At 57.4% G+C, this 19,767-nt stretch carries 10 protein-coding genes and 1 tRNA gene; 6 read left to right on the forward strand and 5 right to left on the reverse strand.

What is annotated here, in order from left to right; translation table 11 throughout:
• The first annotated feature begins 25 nt into the window (after positions 1 to 25).
• Positions 26 to 1,558 (forward strand): carboxypeptidase M32, encoded by a 1,533-nt coding sequence (locus PSR62_RS20205; protein WP_443217308.1) that lies wholly within the window; start codon positions 26 to 28, stop codon positions 1,556 to 1,558.
• A gap of 247 nt (positions 1,559 to 1,805) precedes the next feature.
• Here the strand turns inward: PSR62_RS20205 and PSR62_RS20210 are convergent, their stop codons facing one another.
• The gene (locus PSR62_RS20210; protein ID WP_338020235.1) at positions 1,806 to 3,518 is read right to left on the reverse strand and encodes a glutamine--tRNA ligase/YqeY domain fusion protein; all 1,713 of its coding nucleotides are present in this window, start codon (positions 3,516 to 3,518) and stop codon (positions 1,806 to 1,808) included.
• A gap of 248 nt (positions 3,519 to 3,766) precedes the next feature.
• Here PSR62_RS20210 and PSR62_RS20215 point away from each other — a divergent pair, with 248 nt between their 5' ends.
• The 5 genes from PSR62_RS20215 (at position 3,767) to PSR62_RS20235 (ending at position 12,443) form a co-directional block, all read left to right on the forward strand.
• Complete coding sequence (locus PSR62_RS20215) at positions 3,767 to 4,798, forward strand: sugar phosphate isomerase/epimerase family protein (protein WP_274404801.1); 1,032 nt, start codon at positions 3,767 to 3,769, stop codon at positions 4,796 to 4,798.
• A 589-nt stretch (positions 4,799 to 5,387) separates the two neighbouring features.
• The gene (locus PSR62_RS20220; RefSeq protein WP_443217451.1) at positions 5,388 to 8,576 is read left to right on the forward strand and encodes a type II secretion system protein GspD; all 3,189 of its coding nucleotides are present in this window, start codon (positions 5,388 to 5,390) and stop codon (positions 8,574 to 8,576) included.
• A 744-nt stretch (positions 8,577 to 9,320) separates the two neighbouring features.
• A complete protein-coding gene (gene rpe, locus PSR62_RS20225; RefSeq protein WP_274404803.1) occupies positions 9,321 to 10,028 on the forward strand; it encodes a ribulose-phosphate 3-epimerase in 708 nt (235 codons plus the stop codon).
• Positions 10,025 to 10,606 carry a histidine phosphatase family protein gene (locus PSR62_RS20230; protein ID WP_274404804.1) on the forward strand — a complete coding sequence of 194 codons (582 nt, stop codon included), beginning with the start codon at positions 10,025 to 10,027 and terminating at the stop codon, positions 10,604 to 10,606. The genes rpe and PSR62_RS20230 overlap by 4 nt, the downstream gene beginning before the upstream one ends.
• A 412-nt stretch (positions 10,607 to 11,018) precedes the next feature.
• The gene (locus PSR62_RS20235) at positions 11,019 to 12,443 is read left to right on the forward strand and encodes a Gfo/Idh/MocA family protein (RefSeq protein ID WP_274404805.1); all 1,425 of its coding nucleotides are present in this window, start codon (positions 11,019 to 11,021) and stop codon (positions 12,441 to 12,443) included.
• 323 nt (positions 12,444 to 12,766) lie between these two features.
• Here the strand turns inward: PSR62_RS20235 and PSR62_RS20240 are convergent, their stop codons facing one another.
• The 4 genes from PSR62_RS20240 to PSR62_RS20255 all read right to left on the reverse strand — a co-directional run bounded on the left by PSR62_RS20240 (position 12,767) and on the right by PSR62_RS20255 (position 19,577).
• Positions 12,767 to 13,654 (reverse strand): hypothetical protein, encoded by an 888-nt coding sequence (locus PSR62_RS20240; protein ID WP_274404806.1) that lies wholly within the window; start codon positions 13,652 to 13,654, stop codon positions 12,767 to 12,769.
• A gap of 265 nt (positions 13,655 to 13,919) precedes the next feature.
• The gene (locus PSR62_RS20245; RefSeq protein WP_274404807.1) at positions 13,920 to 17,741 is read right to left on the reverse strand and encodes a secretin N-terminal domain-containing protein; all 3,822 of its coding nucleotides are present in this window, start codon (positions 17,739 to 17,741) and stop codon (positions 13,920 to 13,922) included.
• A gap of 244 nt (positions 17,742 to 17,985) precedes the next feature.
• Positions 17,986 to 18,070, reverse strand: a tRNA-Leu gene (locus PSR62_RS20250).
• A gap of 256 nt (positions 18,071 to 18,326) precedes the next feature.
• On the reverse strand, positions 18,327 to 19,577 hold the full coding sequence (locus PSR62_RS20255) for a hypothetical protein (RefSeq protein ID WP_338020236.1): 1,251 nt from the start codon (positions 19,575 to 19,577) through the stop codon (positions 18,327 to 18,329).
• Positions 19,578 to 19,767 lie beyond the last annotated feature (190 nt).

Here is a 19,767-nt window from a genome sequence, read left to right on the forward strand (position 1 = left end):
GGGGATTTTTCATGGAGCCACCCAGATGAGCCAAACCACCAACGATCACGCGTCCACCTTTGACGCCCTTTGCCAAACCTTTCGCGATGCGGCCAAGCTTTCCACCACCGCCGACTTGCTGGAATGGGACGAACGCACCGGGATGCCACGTGGCGGCAGCGACTACCGCGCTGAACAAGTCGCCCATTTACGAGGCTTGGTCCACGACCTGCAAACAGCCCCTGTCATCGAAGAACAACTCGCATCGCTGGCAGACTGGGATGCGGCCAGCGATCCTCACAGTGACATCGGGGCGACGCTGAGGTGCCTGGCCGATGATTACCGCCGACAGTGCAAACTCCCCAGCGACTTGGTTCAGCGAACCGCTTCCTGCTGCGTTCGTGGGCAAGGCCGCTGGGACTCCGCCCGAAAGGCGGACGACTACGCGATGTTCCAACCCGTCCTGGATGAAATGCTCTCGCTCAAACGAGAAGCCGGCGAGCTCCTCAAAACCGATGCTCAAACGGTCTACGAAGCACTGCTGGATGAGTTTGAACCAGGAGCGAAAGCGGCCGCTCTTACAAAAACGTTCGCTGACTTGCGAACCGAACTCGTCACCTTGATCGGTGAGATCAAAGACTCTCCCCGACAAATCGACACCTCTCTGATCACCCAGCAATTTCCCGTTGAAGCCCAGCGAGCCTTCTCACGCGTGCTGGCGGAAGCCATCGGCTTTGATTTCAACCGCGGCCGACTGGATGAAACCTCGCACCCGTTCTGCACCACGATCGGCCCATCCGACTGCCGCATCCTGACTCGCTACGAACCCAACTTCCTTCCGACCAGCATCTTCGGAACCCTGCACGAAGCCGGCCACGGACTGTACGAACAAGGCATGCGAGAAGATTGGTTTGGATTGCCGCCGGGCAGCTACGCTTCGCTGGGCATCCACGAATCTCAATCGCGAATGTGGGAAAACTTGGTCGGCCGGACGCTGCCGTTCTGGGAACACTTTACCCCGCAGATCCAAAAGCACTTCCCCTCTGAACTCGGACAATCCACTGCCGCGGAATTGCACCGCTGCTTCAACTCCGTCTCGCCGTCGCTGATTCGTGTCGAAGCGGACGAAGCCACCTACAACCTGCACATCATCGTGCGATTTGAATTGGAACAAGCTCTCATCAGTGGCGAGCTTTCCACAGACGATCTCCCGGTCGCCTGGGCCGATGCCTACGAAGAGGTGATCGGGGTCCGACCACCGTCGGCCGCCGATGGCGTGCTGCAAGACGTTCACTGGAGCGCAGGCCTGATCGGCTACTTCCCGACTTACACGCTCGGGAACCTCGCGGCAGCGCAATTGTACGACGCAGCCAAGGAGTCACTCGGCGACATCGACGCCATGGTTCGCGAAGGCAACTTTGGCCCGCTTCGAGAATGGTTGGTCCAGAACGTCCACCAACTTGGGCGCACGCGCACGGCGGATGAATTGGTCGAGCAAGCCAGCGGGCAACCACTCTCGGCCGAACCGCTGATCCAAAGCTTGCGAACCCGCTACAGCCAGGTCTACGACCTCGCCTAAAGAGTGGCATAGGCTTCCAGCCTGTGATTTGCACTGTCTGTGATCTGCGTTGACTCTGACCTGCACAGAACAGAAACGAAACGGGCACCGAGTGATCTCGGTGCCTGAGCGGCAACAACCGAGTCCGAATTCTGGCGAATCCGGCTACGAAAGAATTTCTGGCGTCCGAATTCTGGCGAATCCGGCTACGAAAGAATTTCTGGCATCCGAATTCTGGCGAATCCGGCTACGAAGAATGTTTGGTGTGCTACTTCTTGCCTTTGGCTTCGATCTTGCCCCAGGTGTCACGCAGCGGAACGATGCGGTTGAAGACCACTTCGTCGCTGGTGGTGTCGGGATCCACGACGTAGTACCCCAACCGCTCGAACTGCACGCGATCACCGACGGCGGCGTCCGCCAACGCGGGCTCGACATGAGCAGTCAACGTGGTCAGCGAATCGGGGTTCAAGTGATCCAGGAAGGTGCCCGTTTCGGACGACGCATCCGGGTTCTCGACTTTGAACAATCGGTCGTAGTTTCGCACGGTCACCTTTTTCGCGTGCTCGCGACTGACCCAGTGGATCGTGCCTTTGACTTTGCGCCCCGAAGTGTCTTCCCCGCTCTTGGTTTCAGGATCGTACGTGCACAGAACTTCGGTGATGTTTCCGTCCGCATCCTTGACCACGTCTTCGCAGTCCACGATGTAGCCGGAACGCAAACGAACCGCCCCGCCCTTCTTCAAACGGAAGAACTTGCGAGGCGCCTCTTCACGAAAATCTTCGGACTCAATGTACAGTTCACCGCTGAATGGAATTTCGCGACTGCCCGCGGATTCATCCCCAGGGTTGTTGATCGCATTCATCATCTCGACCTTGCCCTCGGGCCAGTTCGTGATGGTGAGCTTGATTGGATCCAAGACTGCCATCCGCCGCGGCGCGACGGAATTGAGATGCTCCCGCACCGCGTTCTCTAGCCGCACGACATCGATCGTGCTGTTGAACTTGGCCACGCCGATGTCCGCACAAAACGCTCGAATGGACTCGGGCGTGTAACCGCGACGACGCAATCCAACCAAGGTCGGCATCCGAGGGTCGTCCCAACCGGTGACGTGATTCTCCTTCACCAATTGCAATAGTTTGCGTTTGCTCATGACTGTGAAGGTCATGTTCAAACGAGCAAACTCGATTTGGCGAGGATGATGGATCTGGAGATTTTCGCAGTACCAGTTGTAGAGCGGACGATGGTGCTCGAATTCCAACGTGCAGATCGAGAAGGTGATCTTTTCCAGTGAGTCGGATTGCCCGTGTGCCCAATCGTACATCGGATAGATGCACCATTTGTCACCGGTGCGATGGTGCGGCACGTGAGCGATTCGGTACATCACCGGATCGCGAAGGTTGATGTTTGGCGAAGCCATGTCGATCTTGGCCCGCAACGTCTTCTCGCCGTCTTTGAATTTGCCGGCCTTCATCGCTCGCAGCAATTCCAGGTTTTCTTCTGGCGTACGATCGCGATGAGGCGAGTTCTTGCCGGGTTCAGTCAAGGTGCCGCGATACGTGCGAGTCTCTTCGGCATTCAGGTCGCAAACGTAGGCCTTGCCGTCTTGGACCAGTTGCTCGGCCCAAGCATAAAGTTGGTCAAAGTAGTCGCTGGCGAAGTGCAGGTTGTCCCACTGAAATCCTAACCAACGCACGTCCTCTTGGATCGAGTCAACGTACTCGGTGTCTTCTTTGATCGGGTTGGTGTCGTCGAAACGCAAATTGCACGTGCCGCCCATCTCCTTGGCCAAACCAAAGTTCAGGCAGATGCTTTTTGCGTGTCCGATGTGCAGGTACCCGTTGGGTTCCGGCGGGAACCGCGTGGCAACTCCGTCGAAGCGTCCGCTTGCCAAATCCGCATCAATCGCTTGGCGAATGAAATGCTTGGACGGCGTTTTGTCGGGGGTGGCCGAGTCAGATGGTGCGGGTGCGTTCACGTCAATTGCCGGTACAGAAGGATCAAAAGGAGCCGCATTGTGACGCGATAGCCAAAACGTTGAAAGGGTGGAATCCCCGCTTCCTGTTCTCTTCCGGGAAGCCCTGCCACCTCGAGCAAACACCGCGGGATGCCATTGGGAAAACGGCGATTCAGCCCCGCGCTGTGTCGCCTCATTCCACAACGGTGGCAGGGGGTTCGGTTAGGCTATTTGAATCATCCATTGTCCCCGGTGTTGAAAAAGGAACCCACCTCGTGAATTCTGCCCAAGACCCACGTTCCAAACCATCCGTCGATCGTCGCCAGTGGTTGAGCTACGCCGCCTTTGGCAGCGCCGCCATCGCCGCAGGATCCACGCAAACCCCGACGGTCGCCGCCGCGGCAGCGGTCAATCAATCGCCGCCCAAGTACAAGTTCAAAAAATCAATCAACCTGTGGGCCTTTCCTTACCCCGACAAAATGTCCCTGAAGGAATGCTTGCAGTTGGCCAAAGACGCAGGCTTCGACGGCATCGAGCTGAACTACGACCTCGACAGTGATCTGTCGCCGAAATCGGGCACCCAAGAGTTCACCGAGATTCGCAAGATGACCGACGACATCGGCATCGCGATCAGCGGCCTGTGCTCGTTTCTGTTTTGGCCGTACCCGTTGACCAGCAACGATCCCGCCGAGCGGGCTCGCGGGATGGAATTGGCAGGCAAGATGACGCAAGCCGCTCATGACCTGGGAACCGAAAACCTGCTGGTTGTGCCCGGCGCCGTTCACATGCCGTGGCGAGAGGACCACGACCCGACGCCCAACGACGTCTGCGACCGCCGGGCTCGCGAAGCGATTGGCAAATTGCTGCCCCAGGCTGAGAAACTCAACGTCAAGCTGAACATGGAGAACATCTTCTTCAATGGTTTCCTGATGTCGCCGATGGAGATGGCCGACTTCGTCGACAGTTTCCAAAGCGATCATGTCCGGGTGCACTTCGACACCGGCAACATCATGGAATACCAGTTCCCCGAACACTGGATTCCGATCTTGGGCGATCGAATCCAGAACGTGCACTTGAAGGAGTACACCAAAAAGGGATCCGATCATTCGCTCGAAGCGTTTCGTCCGTTGCTGGACGGCACCACCGATTGGCCCGCCGTCCTGGAAGCGTTCGAGACGATCGGCTACGACGGGTACCTCACGTTTGAGTACTTTCACCCGTTCGCGCATTTCCCCGAAGCGTTGATCTATCAAACGTCCGATTCACTGGACCGAATGCTTGGGCGAGATCATCCCAGGTTGGCATAACCAACCGGCGAATCGAATGGCCGCGAGATCACTGCAGGTCTCGGATTGGAAGTGGTTCGTGCTGCATCGAATCGGACAAACTGCAGAAATCCGCCGGCGTTGAGTTTCCTGCTGCGAAGAGCCCCCCCATCGTGTCTGCCAGGTCACCAACAGGCGATCCCCCCGACCTTTTGATGGGTCTTCGTCGTTTGCCTCCGGCTCGGAACCGGTCCGGCAAACAGTTTCATGCGTGAATCGAGTTTTCCGCTTGACAAAAATTCGATTTAGTCCCTCAAAGCCGTGTTGACACTGGTTGTCTGCAATTCGTATTGCCAACCTCGCTAGGAAGGTTTTCGTGCTGACTCATTGGGGGATTTCCATCATGAAGATGGAATTCTGCTGAGGAGACCAGTTCGAAACGCGGAACACCCCGGTGTTCACGGCCGACAACCAGTCCACCGATGGTGAGTCTGGGCGAGAGCTTTCCAGCACTTTATGGATTTCATGTCTCACGCGAAGAAGGAGAGTCGCGTTGAACCGCTCGTATCATCCGCCCAGGCGGAACCGGTCACGTCCCGAGGGACAGGCCAAGGATGAATTGGGTCACTCGATGGCCTCGCCGACACGCGCCTCTGCTGAAGGGGCCTCTGCCAAGGAGTCGTTGATGACAACGCCGGAATCTCGATGGCGACGCAAGGTCACCCGACCTCTCGTTTCGCTGTCCATCGCCTCGCTGCTGTCGACCGTGGTCGCGGCCCCGAACGCTTCGGCGCAATTCTCATTGCCACCCACCGACACGTCCGCGAAAGCAGATGCGACTTCGAAAGAATCGCCTGCCTCGTTGCCGTTGGCCATCCGTCGCACGGAAACGTTGCGACTGGTCGCCGCCGGACGTGCTGCGTTGGACAAAGGCGATGTCAAAAACGCTTACTTGATGGCCAACCAGGCCCAATCCTTTGGATTGAAAGAGCATGAATTCCAACCGGGCGACGCTCGCCCGTGGCAATTGCTTCTTGACACCCAAGCCGCCGCTCGTCGGACCGGTTTGGACTTGAACGCATTGGCCAAGCAAGCCGCCAACCCGATCATGCAAACCAGCGGCCAAGCCGCTGCCGGTGCACCGTTCATGGTGCAACAAGCCGGCGGTGCCAGCTCGGCACCCGGTGGCATCGCTCAGGTCCAAGCGGCTGCCCCACTGGGCAACTCCCAAGGCGATCGTCTGTTCCGTGAAGGAATGGACCTGTTGTCCCAAGGAAAGAAAACCGAAGCACGTCAAGCGTTTGTGAAGGCCTGGAACTTTGAGTCCGAGCTCGACACGCAAACCCGTCGTGCTCTGCAAGACAAGTTGACCTTGTTGCAACCATCTCGCTTGCCTTCGCCAACCGCGGGTCAGCCCCTGTCGTCGATGGACAAGGCGGAAATCGAAGCCCAACAGCAAACCCGTCGCTTGTATCGCGAGATCACGACGGAATTGTCAAAGGCCAACGAGAAACGCACAGACGCTCCGATGGATGCCGTCGACGACCTGGAACGCCTTCGTCGTCGTGTCGAAGGAGCCAGCATCGATGAAGCCTCCAAGGCATCGCTGGCCGCGATGGTCGACCGCGCGTTGTCGGATCAAAAGACTTACGTCGAACAGCATCGCGCTGAGATCCAATTGGACTTGGCCAACGAAGCCGTTCGCTCCGAAATGGCCACCGACGCCGCCAAAGAAGCTCGCATCGACGATGAAATTTCATCGCTGGTCGAGACCTTCAATGACTTGATGGACGATCGCCGCTTCAACGAAGCGGAAGTGATCGCCAAACAAGTCGGTGAGCTGAAACCTGGTTCGCCAATCGCTCAAAGCATGTTCCACAGCAGCCGCATGGGCGTTCGCATCCAAATGGATGAGGAAATCAAAGCGGGTGCCGAAGACGGTTTTGTTCGCGAAATGCTGGCCATCGGTCAAGCAGCTGTCCCTGGCGATCCCGATCGTCCGTTTGCCTTCCCCGAAATTCGTTCCTGGGAAGAACTCTCTCGTCGTCGTTTGCAGAGCAACGCTGAAACCAGCTTGTCACCTCGCGAACAAGAGATCAAACGCAAACTGGCCACGGAAGTCGAAGTCAAGTATCGCGATCGTCCACTGGGCGAAGTCCTGGATGACTTGTCGAACATGACCGGCGTGCCGATCGTGATCGACAACCGCGCTTTGGCTGCGATTCGAATGAACCGCGAGACCCCGGTTTCGCAGAACATTTCCACGCGAATTTCGCTGGACAGTGCCCTGAACATCATCCTGGGTGACCTCGACCTGACTCACGTGATCGACAACGAAGTCTTGAACGTGACCAGCAAGGACGCTCGCCGCACGATGGTTGAACGACGCACCTACCGCGTCGCTGACTTGGTCACACCGATCCCGAACTTCGTCACGGGTTACGACGATGGTTTGCGTGGTGCGTTGCGAAACGCCTACCAAATGATCAACCCACAGACCGACGTTCAAGTCGTGCCCGTCTCCGCATCGGGATTGGGCGGCTTTGCCGGCAACAACTCCGCTGCCTCGATGAGCCCGAACATGTTGGGTCAGTACAACACCGGCAGCAGCTACGGCTCGGCCGGCGGTTTGGGTTCGCCCAGCAGCTTCGGCGGCTTGGGTGGTCAGTCCATGGCTGACTTCAGCCAACTGATGCAGTTGATTCAAACGACGATTGAGCCGGAATCGTGGGAAGCCCTCGGTGGCGTCGGCACGATGGCTCCCTACCCACAAAACTTGTCGCTGGTTGTCAGCACGACGAGCGATGTGCACGATCAGATTGTTGACTTGTTGGAGTCACTTCGTCGCCTGCAGAACTTGCAGATCACGATCGAAGTTCGCTTCATCACGTTGTCCGACACGTTCTTTGAACAAATCGGAATCGACTTTGACTTGCAGTTCGATGACAACGCTCCTGGACTGCCAGGCGATGACAGCGGACCAGAAATCACAATCGGTTTGGACAACGACGGAACGCCAACGGCCGACCTCGACATCCGGTTCGACAACAACAGCAGCGGTGTCACACCACCGTTTGGTGCTGACCCCGGTGCGATCTCGACCCTCGGGTTCGCAATCTTGAGCGACATCGAAGCTTACTTCTTCTTGCAAGCCGCTCAGGGTGACAGTCGTACCAACGTGATGCAGGCCCCGAAGGTGACCTTGTTCGATGGTCAGATCGCTTCGATCCAAGACCAGACATCACGTCCTTTCGTGACCAGTATCGTTCCCGTTGTCGGTGACTTCGCCGTCGCACAACAGCCAGTCATCGTCGTCCTCGACGAAGGCACACGACTGAACGTGCAAGGTGTTGTCAGTGAAGACAAACGCTTCGTTCGGCTGACACTGATTCCAACCTTCAGCCAAATTGGTGAAGTCAACGAATTCACGTTCCAAGGCAACTCGACAACACGCAACACCAGCAGTCGCAACGTCGACACGAACGGTGACGGCGTGATCAATGAAGAAGACGAGCAGGAAGAAGAAAGCGTCACGCAAGGCACGACGGTCCAACAACCAACGTTCGCCTTCACCACTGTGAACACGACCGTGAGTGTTCCCGATGGTGGCACGATTCTTCTGGGTGGGATCAAACGGATGAGCGAAGGCCGCAACGAACGTGGCGTGCCGTTCCTCAGCAAGATCCCTTACGTCAGCCGATTGTTCCGCAACACCGCGGTCGGTCGTCAGTCGAGCAGCTTGATGATGATGGTCACACCTCGGATCATCATCCAGGAAGAAGAAGAGATCGCCCAAACCGGATTCGATCCGGGTCGCTGATCGCGAATCGAATCTCACACTGAGAATCGAAAGCGTCCTTCCGCTTTCGATTCAGGTGCTCTGAGATTCACTTTCTTCAAGCGAAAGATCTTTTTCTCAACAACACAACGGTCGTCGCGAGTTCTCCGGAACTTGCGGCGACCGTTTTTTTTTGCGCGGTGGGGGTCGTCCGAGAGCCACGCCAGGGTCCGCCCCCTCCCAAAGGGAGGGTGAAGTAAAACGGCACGACCTCAAGCATCGTCGGCGTGCTGCCGGAATCCGTGTTGGCTGGCTGGCGAAACTTGCCGGACAGGCAGCCGCCAGGCAAATTGCACACCTCCCAAATCAATTTTCTATGGAAGATTCTCCGCCATTGCAATTGCTAGCAAATGCCGGTTGTTTTGAATTTGAGAGTTACGTCCGCCATTGTGGCTTGGAGGACTCCCCCTGAGTTTCCGCTGCCGATTGACAGCGGCACCGGCACTTGTTCAATCTGTTGCCCCATCGATGCAATCGTGTGTCGTCATTTCGCATTCAGCCTTCCGATCGGATCGGATCTCGGCCGCGAAGATTGGCACGTCGATCGCATCACACCAACGCAATGTGGGCATTCCGCTGACAAATCAGCGGGATGCAATCGCGAATCGCAGGCGGCCCGGTTTTCCCGTGCTGGCGGCGGGAACTCGATTGAGCGTTTTCGGACGTTTCCATTGGCCACCTGGCGTGACCAGGCGTGGTGAATCCATTCCCCGATGAGACAACTGTATGAGCCGAGCGAAGCTCGATTCCATCCGTGCTGCTGGGCCGGCAATTTTGCCGAGCCTTTTGCAATGCGACTTTGGTGATTTACGCACTGAGGTTGAAAAGCTGACCGCCGCGGGAACGCGTGTGTTGCACTTGGATGTCATGGATGGCCACTTTGTGCCCAATCTGTCCTACGGCATGCCCATTGTCGAAGGCCTGCGTCGTCACACGGACATGCCTCTGGATGTCCATCTGATGATCAGCGATCCTTTGGCGTACGCCAAGCCGATGGTGGATGCCGGCGCGGACATGCTGACTTTCCATGTCGAAGCGGTGAACGACAGCGTCGAGGTGGCTGGAAAGATTCACGACCTGGGTGTGGGCGTGGGCGTTGCCATCAACCCCGACACCGACTTCACCCAGTTGGATGCCTGCCTTGATTCCGTCGACATGGTGTTGGTGATGAGCGTCAACGCTGGGTTTGGCGGCCAAAAATTCAATCCCGTGTCGCTGGATCGTTTGCGCAGCCTGAAAGAACGCAAACCGGACTTGCTGCTGGAAATCGACGGCGGCATCAAAGCCGAGACCATCGGCGACGCTCGTGCGGCCGGTTGTGATTTGTTCGTCGTTGGTTCGGCGATCTTCGGCCAACACGACTACGAAACCGCGATCAACGAACTGACCCAAGCCATGCATGGTTCGCCTCCCCAATCAGGAGACCAGTCATGATTTCACTTTGGCCCAAAGCCGCTTCCAAGCTGGTTTTGATTCGCCCCGGTGCGACCACCTTTGATGAACAAGGTCGCATGAAGGGCAACCTGGACGTGCCTTTGTGCGAACGCGGCCGGTTGCAGGCGGAAGCTCTCGCCAGTGAATTGGCGGGCATTCGTTTGAACGCGATCTACTGTGCTCCCTGCCAATCTGCCGTGGAAACCGCGACTTGCCTCTCCGAAGGCCGCGATCTGCGTCCCAAGGTGATCGAAGAGTTTCGCAACGTGGACCACGGTTTGTGGCACGGCAAGCTGATCGAGGAAATCCGTCGCAACCAACCTCGCCTGTACCGGGAACTGTGCGACACACCGGAGTCGACTTGCCCTCCCGGCGGTGAGTCGATGCACGAAGCCGCACACCGGGTCGGCAAAGCTGTCCGGCGAATCCTGAAACGCAACCGCAACCAAGTCGTCGCGTTTGTGATTCCCGATCCCTTGGCATCGTTGGTCGCCAGCCAACTGAAAGACGAGGCACTCCCGGAAATCTGGAAGGTCGAGACCGACGCCGGCAATTGGCAGCTGATCGAAACTTCCTGATTGAGAAACCGCCTCAGCAGCGACGATCTGCGGCGGCGGTCACGCTCCGGTGATCCCCGGCTCCGACGGCCGAACCACCTCGAAAACAAACGCCTCAGGCCGCTCCCTCACAGGAGCGGCTCTTTTTCTGCATGGTCATTCTGTTTCCCCATGCGCCAAATGGATGCCGACTCCTGTCCTGTTATGAAAATCTCCAGGCCTGCTGAGGCACAATCGTTCTTGCGGAAAGATTGAACCGCCTCTATTGAGTTGTTAATCTAGGTACTCAGGTGAAGTACAATCCGATCGCAGGATCATCGCTCCACTCTGCGTTTACCTACGATATCTTGTTACAGAATCTCGCTGCAGCCTGATGTGGTGGCGATTCACACTTCCGCCCGCCCACCCTTCCTACCTTCGGAACTGTTAGTCCATGACCTCGAAAACCAACCGCCGTCGTTTCATTGGCCAATCGGCCGCATTGACCGCAGGAGTCGGCTACTTCGCTGGCACCAGCGTGGCACAAGATGAGTCGTCCTCCGCATTGAACTCGTTGTCAGCCGCCTGCATCGGCGTCGGCGGCAAGGGTGGGAGTGATACCAGCCACATCGCCAACCAAGGTGTGAAGATCGCCGCCCTGTGCGACGTCGATCGCGACACCCTGGCCAAGAAGGGACGCGAATTCAAAGACGCGGAACAGTTCGACGACTTCCGCGAGATGCTGGACAAGATGGGCGACAAGGTCGACATCGTGACCTGCAGCACGCCTGACCACACGCACGCGGCGGCATGTGTCAAAGCCATGAACATGGGCAAACACGTCTACTGCCAAAAACCCATGACCTGGTCGATTCGCGAAGCTCGCCTGATGCGAGAAACTGCGGAGAAGGCCGGCGTCATCACCCAAATGGGCAACCAAGGCACCAGCGAAGACGGACTTCGTGAAGCGGTGGAAGTCATCCAAAGCGGCGCCATCGGCGACGTCACCGAGATTCACATCTTCAGCAACCGTCCCGTCTGGCCACAAGGCGGCGGACGTCCAGCCGGTGAAGATCCTGTGCCAGATTCGTTGAACTGGGACGCCTGGATCGGCCCGGCCCCAATGCGTCCGTTCGTCAAAGGCGCTTACCACTCGTTCAACTGGCGTGGTTGGGTCGACTTCGGCACCGGTGCTCTCGGGGACATGGCCTGTCACACCACCAACATGCCCGTCAAAGCCCTTCAACTGTGGGACCCCGTCGCGGTCACCGCTGTGAAGAACCCTGGCATCGTCGAAGGCGAACAGTACCCCGGCAGCAGCTCGCTGATGTTCGAATTCCCAGAACGCGAAGGCGGCGACGGAAAAACGTTGCCACCTTGCAAGTTCTACTGGTACGACGGCGGCAACCTGCCACCAGAAAGCATCATCTCGCAATTGCCCGCTTGGTTCCAGAAACAAGTCCAAGCACAACGCGACGGCGGAAAGAAACGATCCGGTGCGGTCATCGTCGGCAGCAAAGGCATCGTGTTCTCACCCGACGATTACGGAGCCAAGTACTACCTGCTTCCCGAAGACAAGTACGTCGACTTCAAGAAGCCCGAACCTTGGTTGCCTCGCATCCCCTTCAAAGCCAGTGGCGACGAGCGTCACAAATGGGAATTCGTCAGCACCATCAAAGGCGAGTACGAGCCCGGCACCATGTCGAACTTCGGTTACGCTGGCCGCCTGACCGAAACGATCTTGGTCGGCAACTTGGCCATGCGTGCCGGCGAAGGCCAACGCATCGAATGGAACGCCAAGGACTTGACCAGCCCCAACGTGGAAGCCGTCAACCAGTTCGTCCAACGCGAATACCGCTCCGGTTGGGAATTGGGCTGATCCGCCTGTCGGTCGATTGAGCCGACACCTCGATGACAAACGCCAAGAGCCCGGTTTTCACCGGGCTCTTTTTTTATTTGCCGTGTCGCCGATGACCTGCCCCGAAATACAGGTGGCAATGATTTCAATGCCACAAATAGCAGTCCCTTGATTTCGTCAGCCGGAACGCGATAGCGTCCGGTTCGACTCTGGCAACCATGGGCTGCGAAATGTTTGGGCTTGTGGCGGCCATGCGTTTGCGCAGGTTTTCATCCCGGTAGGGATGAAAAAAGTGACGTAAGCCAGGTAAGACCTGGCCTACACACAACACACCCGGGTCCCACTCACTTCAATCGCGTGGATGCCGGCAGGACTTGTGGCGAACTTGACTTCTCCGGTGAGGCAAACGTGTCGGCGGGTTCACCTTGACCGCCCGCCGGTGCATCACCTTGGTTCACCATCGCGATGTCAATCGAATTGGAAGAATTCCCACGAGCGATGTTCCAAGTTCCCACCGACGGTGGCAACTCGCTCGACCGATCCCGAACGGAAGGGCGAGAAATCGTGGTCGTTGTCAAACCACTGCTCGGCGAGGTCTTGCCCGACGAGGCGTGCTGCCACGCCCTGTAATCAGGCGAATAACGATTGGCAAGCGCCATGTCGCTGTCGCTCTTCGACCCCGGCAACAACACATTGGTTGGCTGCCCCTGAATCGTCTTGCCTGCTTGCGTCTTGAACGACGCGACCAACGAGATGTGGCACTGTTCGCCACCGATCGCATCCCAGGGCACCCAAACGCTGTACGATGCCCCCACGTCCGACTGGCTGAAGTGACTGGTCAATTGCTCGGGAGTGAACTCAAACCGCTTCACAGCCGCTTTCGGATCCTTTGCTTTTTCATCAAAGCCATGGATCACCAACGTGCCTTCCACCGGCACGGGCTTCGACTTTTCATCGTAGAAGAAGATGCGTCCGCCAAAGCCCCGCGTGGGCACACGGCCGACCTGAGTGAGTGACTCCGTCGACCACACGGCTGCGAGCTTCGCAGGGTTGGGATACGGTTCGGGCGCCTGATCTTTTTTGGCCCAAGGCATCCGCTCCAACAGTGTTTTCTTTGGAGCCGCCGTGTCGGACTGGGTCATCGACGCACAACCGGTGCTGAGCGTCAAACTGACCAAGCAAGCCCCAAGTGTCGCTCGGGATGCAATTCGGGCGCGAGATTTCAATGACATGTCTGGGTCTCTGCTTTGAGGGTTGACCGCAAATGCTCGCCCGTGCGATTGGCACCTTGGGACGAAGATTCACGACGACACAAATTCCATCAACGTTGGCGACGACCACCGAAACAATTGCGGGATTGTTCTGGTTGAAATGGCAACAACGTCGTCTTCGACTACCGGCTGGGACGTTCCCAAACGGATGCACTTCTTCGTGCCATGTCACGTCAGCGTGAGTGCAGGACGCGATTCACGCCGGCGTGACATGGCAATGGACTCACTACTTCGATCGATTGAAGTTGAACCAACGTTTCTTGGCGGGAACTTCTTCGCTCACAGGCTTGGTGGCAGCGGGTGGCGTGCTCGTGGGCTGGTTCGCAGACGGCTGCGAAGGCATTCGAGCGGAAACCTGCTTGACCGGCACTTGCGATGCCGAACTGTTGCTAGCTTGCTTGGTCGGCGTCGCTCCAGTGAAACCTGCTCCCGTTGCGGGTACGCCACCTGAAGCAGGTGCTGGCAAAAAGTCGCCAGGTGCGGACATCACGGGCGGAGGCAACTGATCGACCGGCACACCTTGCTGAGGCGTGGGGACAGATCCCTGAGGAGCTTCGATCCAGTCATTGCGAATGATCGATTCACCTGGGTTCAAAGTCACATCGGGTGGCAATTGCCCGGCTGAGCCGGGGACCACGCTTCCGTCGACCGAGTGGATGACGCTTCCCTGTGGGATCACACCAGCCTTCATCGCTCGATTGCCACCGGGCATGTCGGCTGCGGGGAACACATCCACGGTGGGATGCAGGTCGGGATAGATCGTTGGCCCCACAGCGGGTCCCCACAATCCATAGCCACCCGATAGACCAACGTCACCGTGCATCTCCACCACATCGGCCAAGCACCAACTCATGCGGCTCGACTCGACTTGCTTGACGTACTCCAGGTCTTCGTGACCTGTCACCAGGATTGGCGTCATCACGACCAAGAGTTCGCTACGGGTTTCGATCTCGGAGTCGTACTTGAAGAACGTCCCCAACAACGGGATGTCGGCCAGGTAGGGCACTCGACGAGTCCGGTTCTGCCGGAACTTCTGAATCAATCCGCCGAAGACAACCGTTTGTCCATCAAACGCAGTGACGGTCGCTTGGGCTTGTGTTCGATCAATCGCTGGCACGAAGATCGGGACATCGTCTTGGAACGAACCGATGATCTGCCCTTCATTCGGATTGATGTCACTGCGACTGGCATCAATGGCCATCATGATCAGACCATCCGCACCAACTCGCGGAGTGACCCGCAGGATGATTCCGATTTCCTCGTCTTCGATCCCGATGATCGGTTGAGACGCCGTCCCGCCCGTTCCTCCGGTGAAGGACAACTCGGTTGGTCGTGGGAAGCTTTGACCGACTTGGACATAACCTTCTGTGTTGTCCGCCGTCATGATCTCAGGCCGGCTGAGAATCTGCAGTCGATTGGCGACACGCAAGGTTCGCAAGAACAGGTTGACGGACTCGCTGGCCGCGGAGAAGACAAAGCCGCCTGAGTTAAGACCGCTGAGCTGCGTCAGCTGACTGGCGTTGGATCCGAAGCTGGTCAGACCTTGCGACGCGAGGCTTTCTTGACCGAACGAGTTGCTATTGGGAAGACTGGTTCCACCGAAATTGAACCCTGGATCGGAGCCTGGGTTGTTCGTGGCGATGGCACCGGTGGCCTTGCCGCGATCGAACAGCAACGAATCTTGCAGCCCAAACTCGCCGCCGATTTCAAAGCCGTCGTCCAGTTCCACTTCGGCGATCAAGGTTTTGATCAACACCATCGGTGGGCGTCGATCCAAGCGATCGATCAGCTGACGAACCTCTTCATAGATCCGTGGCGAGACGCTGAGCAGCACGCTGTTCGTTTGTGCTTCGGCAACCGCGACGATGTCACGATCGGGCAGGTCCAAGGGGCCCAGGCCTTGCTGGAATTGCGTGATCACATTGCGCGACTGCTGACGCTGCGAGACATAGTTCGTGATGGCTGCCGCGACGTTCTCCGCGATTTGGTGCTTGAGCCAAATCACTTCGGTGATGCGTTCGGCAAAACCTTCGCTGTCGAGCCGCAACAGAATGCTCTCGACCACCTCCAAGTCTTCAGCCGAACCGCTGGCAATGATGCTGTTGGTGCGGATGTCAGTTGAGAAGACCAACGGTGTCAAAGCACTGTCAGAAGCCGTCAACGATGGCAAACTGCCAAGGTTGCCTGCACCGACGCTGGTCCCATTGGTCGAGGCATCGTCCCCGAACAAGTTTTGCAGTGCCGTGGTCAACTGGGTCGCGTCACCATTTTCGATCGTGAACACTTTGACCAGCGAATCAATGCCGGGCGTTTGATCGAGCTGACGAATCAGTTCGCCGATCAATGGCATGCCACCGGCAGGAGCACGAACGACGACTGCGTTGACGTTGCTGTCAGCAGTGATCACGGCACCGTTCAAGATTCCCGAATCGAGAATCGGGTTGCCTGGTGAGCTCAGCGAAACGATCGACAAGGACGATGCAGCGGCAGTCGTGTCGCCAGCGATGTTTTCAGGTTCTCCCGAAATCGCATCCTGCAGGACTTCGACCATGTCCTCGGCTCGTGCATTGGTGAGCGGGAAGACTTTGATTTCAGCGGTCGACGCAATTTTTTGGACGTCGATTTCCTCGACCAAGCGAGTCACTTCGGCGAGGTCTCGCGGCGACGCACTGACGATCAACGAGTTCGTTCGATAGTCGGCCGTGACCCGAACGCGAACTCCCAATCCAGGACGATTTTCTTCATCGCCACCGGGTTGATTGGTGAAGAATCCTTGGATGGTGGCTTCTGCATCCGTTGCCGATGCGTGCTGCAAACGGAACACACGCAAGCGATCCGAATCTGGAATCGGTTGATCAATCTTTTCGATCAAGTCGTTGACCGCTTCGATTGCTTCTTTGCGACCGATCAACAGCAATGCATTGGGCGAATCCAGTGCAGTGATGCTGACGTCACCCTGGCGAGCCGACAACACGTCTTCATAGAGCTGCGTGAGCAACGCAGATACCGCGTTGGAATCGGCATGCTGAAGTTGACGAACTTGGATTTCAGGCTGAGTCAGCTTGCTCTTTTCTTCGATGTCCTTGACGATATCCATGACGCGTTGGATATCGCGTTTGTTGCCTTTGACGATGATCAATCCGGACTCAGGAACGAACTGAATCTCGGGATCGCCGATCGGACCGGCAGCATCGTCGCCTTCCAAGTCGGGATCGGCGGCCGCCACATCCGCGGCTCCGTTCGGCGCCGCGGTGCCACCATCGTTCTGGAAAGCGGCGGTGCGGAAGTTGGCCTGGGTCCGGCTGGAAGCGGGACGTGCGTTGATGCCCGAACCACTTTTGGGATCCAAGTCTCGCAGCAAACGAATCGCTCGCTGCACCGACGAAATCTTGGCGTGTTGCAACATGTACACACGAGTTTCTTCGCCGGCGAATCGAGGGGCTTGGTCGATCGCCTGAATTGTCTTGCGCCACGTGTTGTGCATCAACGGGCTGGTCGTCAACGTCACCGCGTTGGCGCGTCGATCGACTTCGACTCGCGTGGTGGTGCCGCCACGTTTTTCCATGGTCAACGTGAACGACGCTCGCTCACCATTGCGGCTGGTCGTCACGGGCACATCTTCGCCAGCGATGATCCGCAGGGCGTCTTCGACTTCTCGCCAAGTGATGTTGACCAGGTGCACCGTGAGGGGCGTCGCGGACTGAGGCCCAGCGACTTGAGCCAAGCTGTTGGACAACGTCGCCGCGTCAGCGGCAATTTTGTTTTGCAAATCAGGCGGAGCCAGCACCAACAGACCGCCGCCGGGACGGTCATCGGGTGTGATGGTCACGCCGGGCTGGTCGAGGTATTGCAGACTCAAGCGAGTCGCCACCGAGTCGGCCACCGCACCAGGCACGCTGAGGTGCTTCAACTGCGGCTGATTGGGACGCTGAGCAGAAACGCCCATCGCCGTGGACGTCGCGATTGCCAACGCAAGGGCAACACGTTTCGCGGACGCCAATTTTGCGGAACGCTTCCGTTGATTGAATCGAATGAGCTTGCCGGTCACGGTGCCACCTTGTGTTCGAATGAATCGGCGACCGAATTTTCTCGCTCACCGGTGCAGAAAGCCCCTCCGCACAACCCGTTGCATCGTCACAACCGGACCAGCCACTGCAATCAAATTGAGAGGCAGCGTCGGTTGTTACAAAAGCTCAGAACACAAAAACGACACAAAAAAAGCCCCCTGGATCGGCTCTGCTTGTAAAAAACAGCAACCAAAGAGGGGGCTAATTCGTTGAAAATCACTCAAATACGGATGAGAGGATTCGAACCTCCACGCCCTTATCGGGCACTAGATCCTGAGTCTAGCGCGTCTGCCAATTCCGCCACATCCGCGGGCAAGGCGGCAGGATATCGTCTCAACTCGATGTCGACAAGTCGCATCCTTCCGGTCTTCGAAACGTCTTTTGAACTTAGCCCGCACGAACCGCAGCATCCTTCCATTCCGCACCGGAATTTCCCACCTGCCGATCGCCCATCAGCCATTTGCGCGACGTCGCGACACCCCAAAGAAAAACGCGAACGCCCCCGGCTCCGGGACGCTCGCGTTTCGTTGATTGTTCTCGAATCATTCCAATCGGAACGCCTCGGCTCAGCTACCGGCTTTGGGAATGTCGGTATGAGCATTGGGGCCGAAGTAACGCAGGCCAACCAAGGGTTCGCTGCCCAGGTTTTCGATCTCGACGCCGTTGGTCGCAGCCACGTGGCTGATGAACACCTCGTCGGTCGTGTTCTCGCCAAATCGAATCATCGCAGGAGTTTGCAAATCGAGATTTCCGATTCGGCCGCGGCCTTGAACCGTGATCCAACTGCTCGCCGCACCGTCTTTCAGAACACACTTGGCTCCCGGAGCGATCGTCAGCTCTTTGGCGCTGAACAGTTGGTCCCCATCGACGGTGCCGTAAACGATCCACAAATCTTCGTACCCGTCACCGCTGCGTTTTTCGTCGCGAACAGGTTCGAGGTAGTTACTGTTCTTGAAATGCGTGTCGACGTTCTTGTCCCAGTCCAGCTGACCGACGATGAAGTCGAGGTCCTGGTGCTTGTCCTCGGGCATGTCCTTGACCAGCAACGACCACGGCACATAGCGGCCTTCGACGATCGATTGGTACATGCCGAACACGTCGCTGCCCCATTGCGGCTCGTACGTGCACAGCGACCCCGGAGCGTGGAGAACTCCCGGTGGAATCAACCAACCGGTACCACGTTTCAGACGGTAGGCACGGCTGAGGTCCAAGATGCCGTTGTCGCCTTCGTTCCAGTTTTCCAAGCAACGACGCACGTCCTCTGGCTGGGTGCCGGGTTCCAGTCCCATGAACGTGTAGGAGAAGTTGTTGTCGACATTGTTCAATTGTGGCGGGAAGTAATAGCTTTCCGGTTTGCCTTCTTGCCCGACCAATTCTGCGTCTTCAAACGACTGGTGCATGTGGTGCGGGATGGGGCCCATGTTGTCGAAGAATTTCGAATACACCGGCCAACGGTCGTACTTCGAATAGATCGCTTCGCCGACGATGTCGTTGCCACGCTCGGCCACGGCGTCCTTGAGCATGAATTTTTTGCCTTCGAACAAGCAAAAACTTTGGCCTTCGTGCCAAACTCGGCCTTCGTTGGCCGCGTCGGTGGTGCTGCCGAACCAACGTTCGTCAATCCCGCCGCGATCCGCACCGAATCGATAGTAATCCGAAGGATGCAATTTGATCCGTCGTCCGGGGTGCAAGAATGAACGCGGGACCCAGGTTGGCGTCAACCGCAGTACACCACCATGGGCGTCCATGGCAGAATCGAGGATACTGGAAACGCTGTCGCCCTGAATTAATCCTTCGTCTAACTTCACGGTGCTCATCGGGTGCTCGGTTGGGAGGCGGGTGAGAATGGGAGGATGGATGATCACTAGCATGGAACACAATCCGCACGGATTGCGCCCAGACCGTTTCCACGACATGTTTTAGGCCCACGTGAAGGTCTATACAAGTTCAGAGGCTGGGTCCAGAATGCCCCCGCTTCGCACGCCACCCTCGAATTGAATTGGAAGC

The sequence above is a fragment of the Rhodopirellula sp. P2 genome, assembly GCF_028768465.1.
GTDB lineage: Bacteria > Planctomycetota > Planctomycetia > Pirellulales > Pirellulaceae > Rhodopirellula.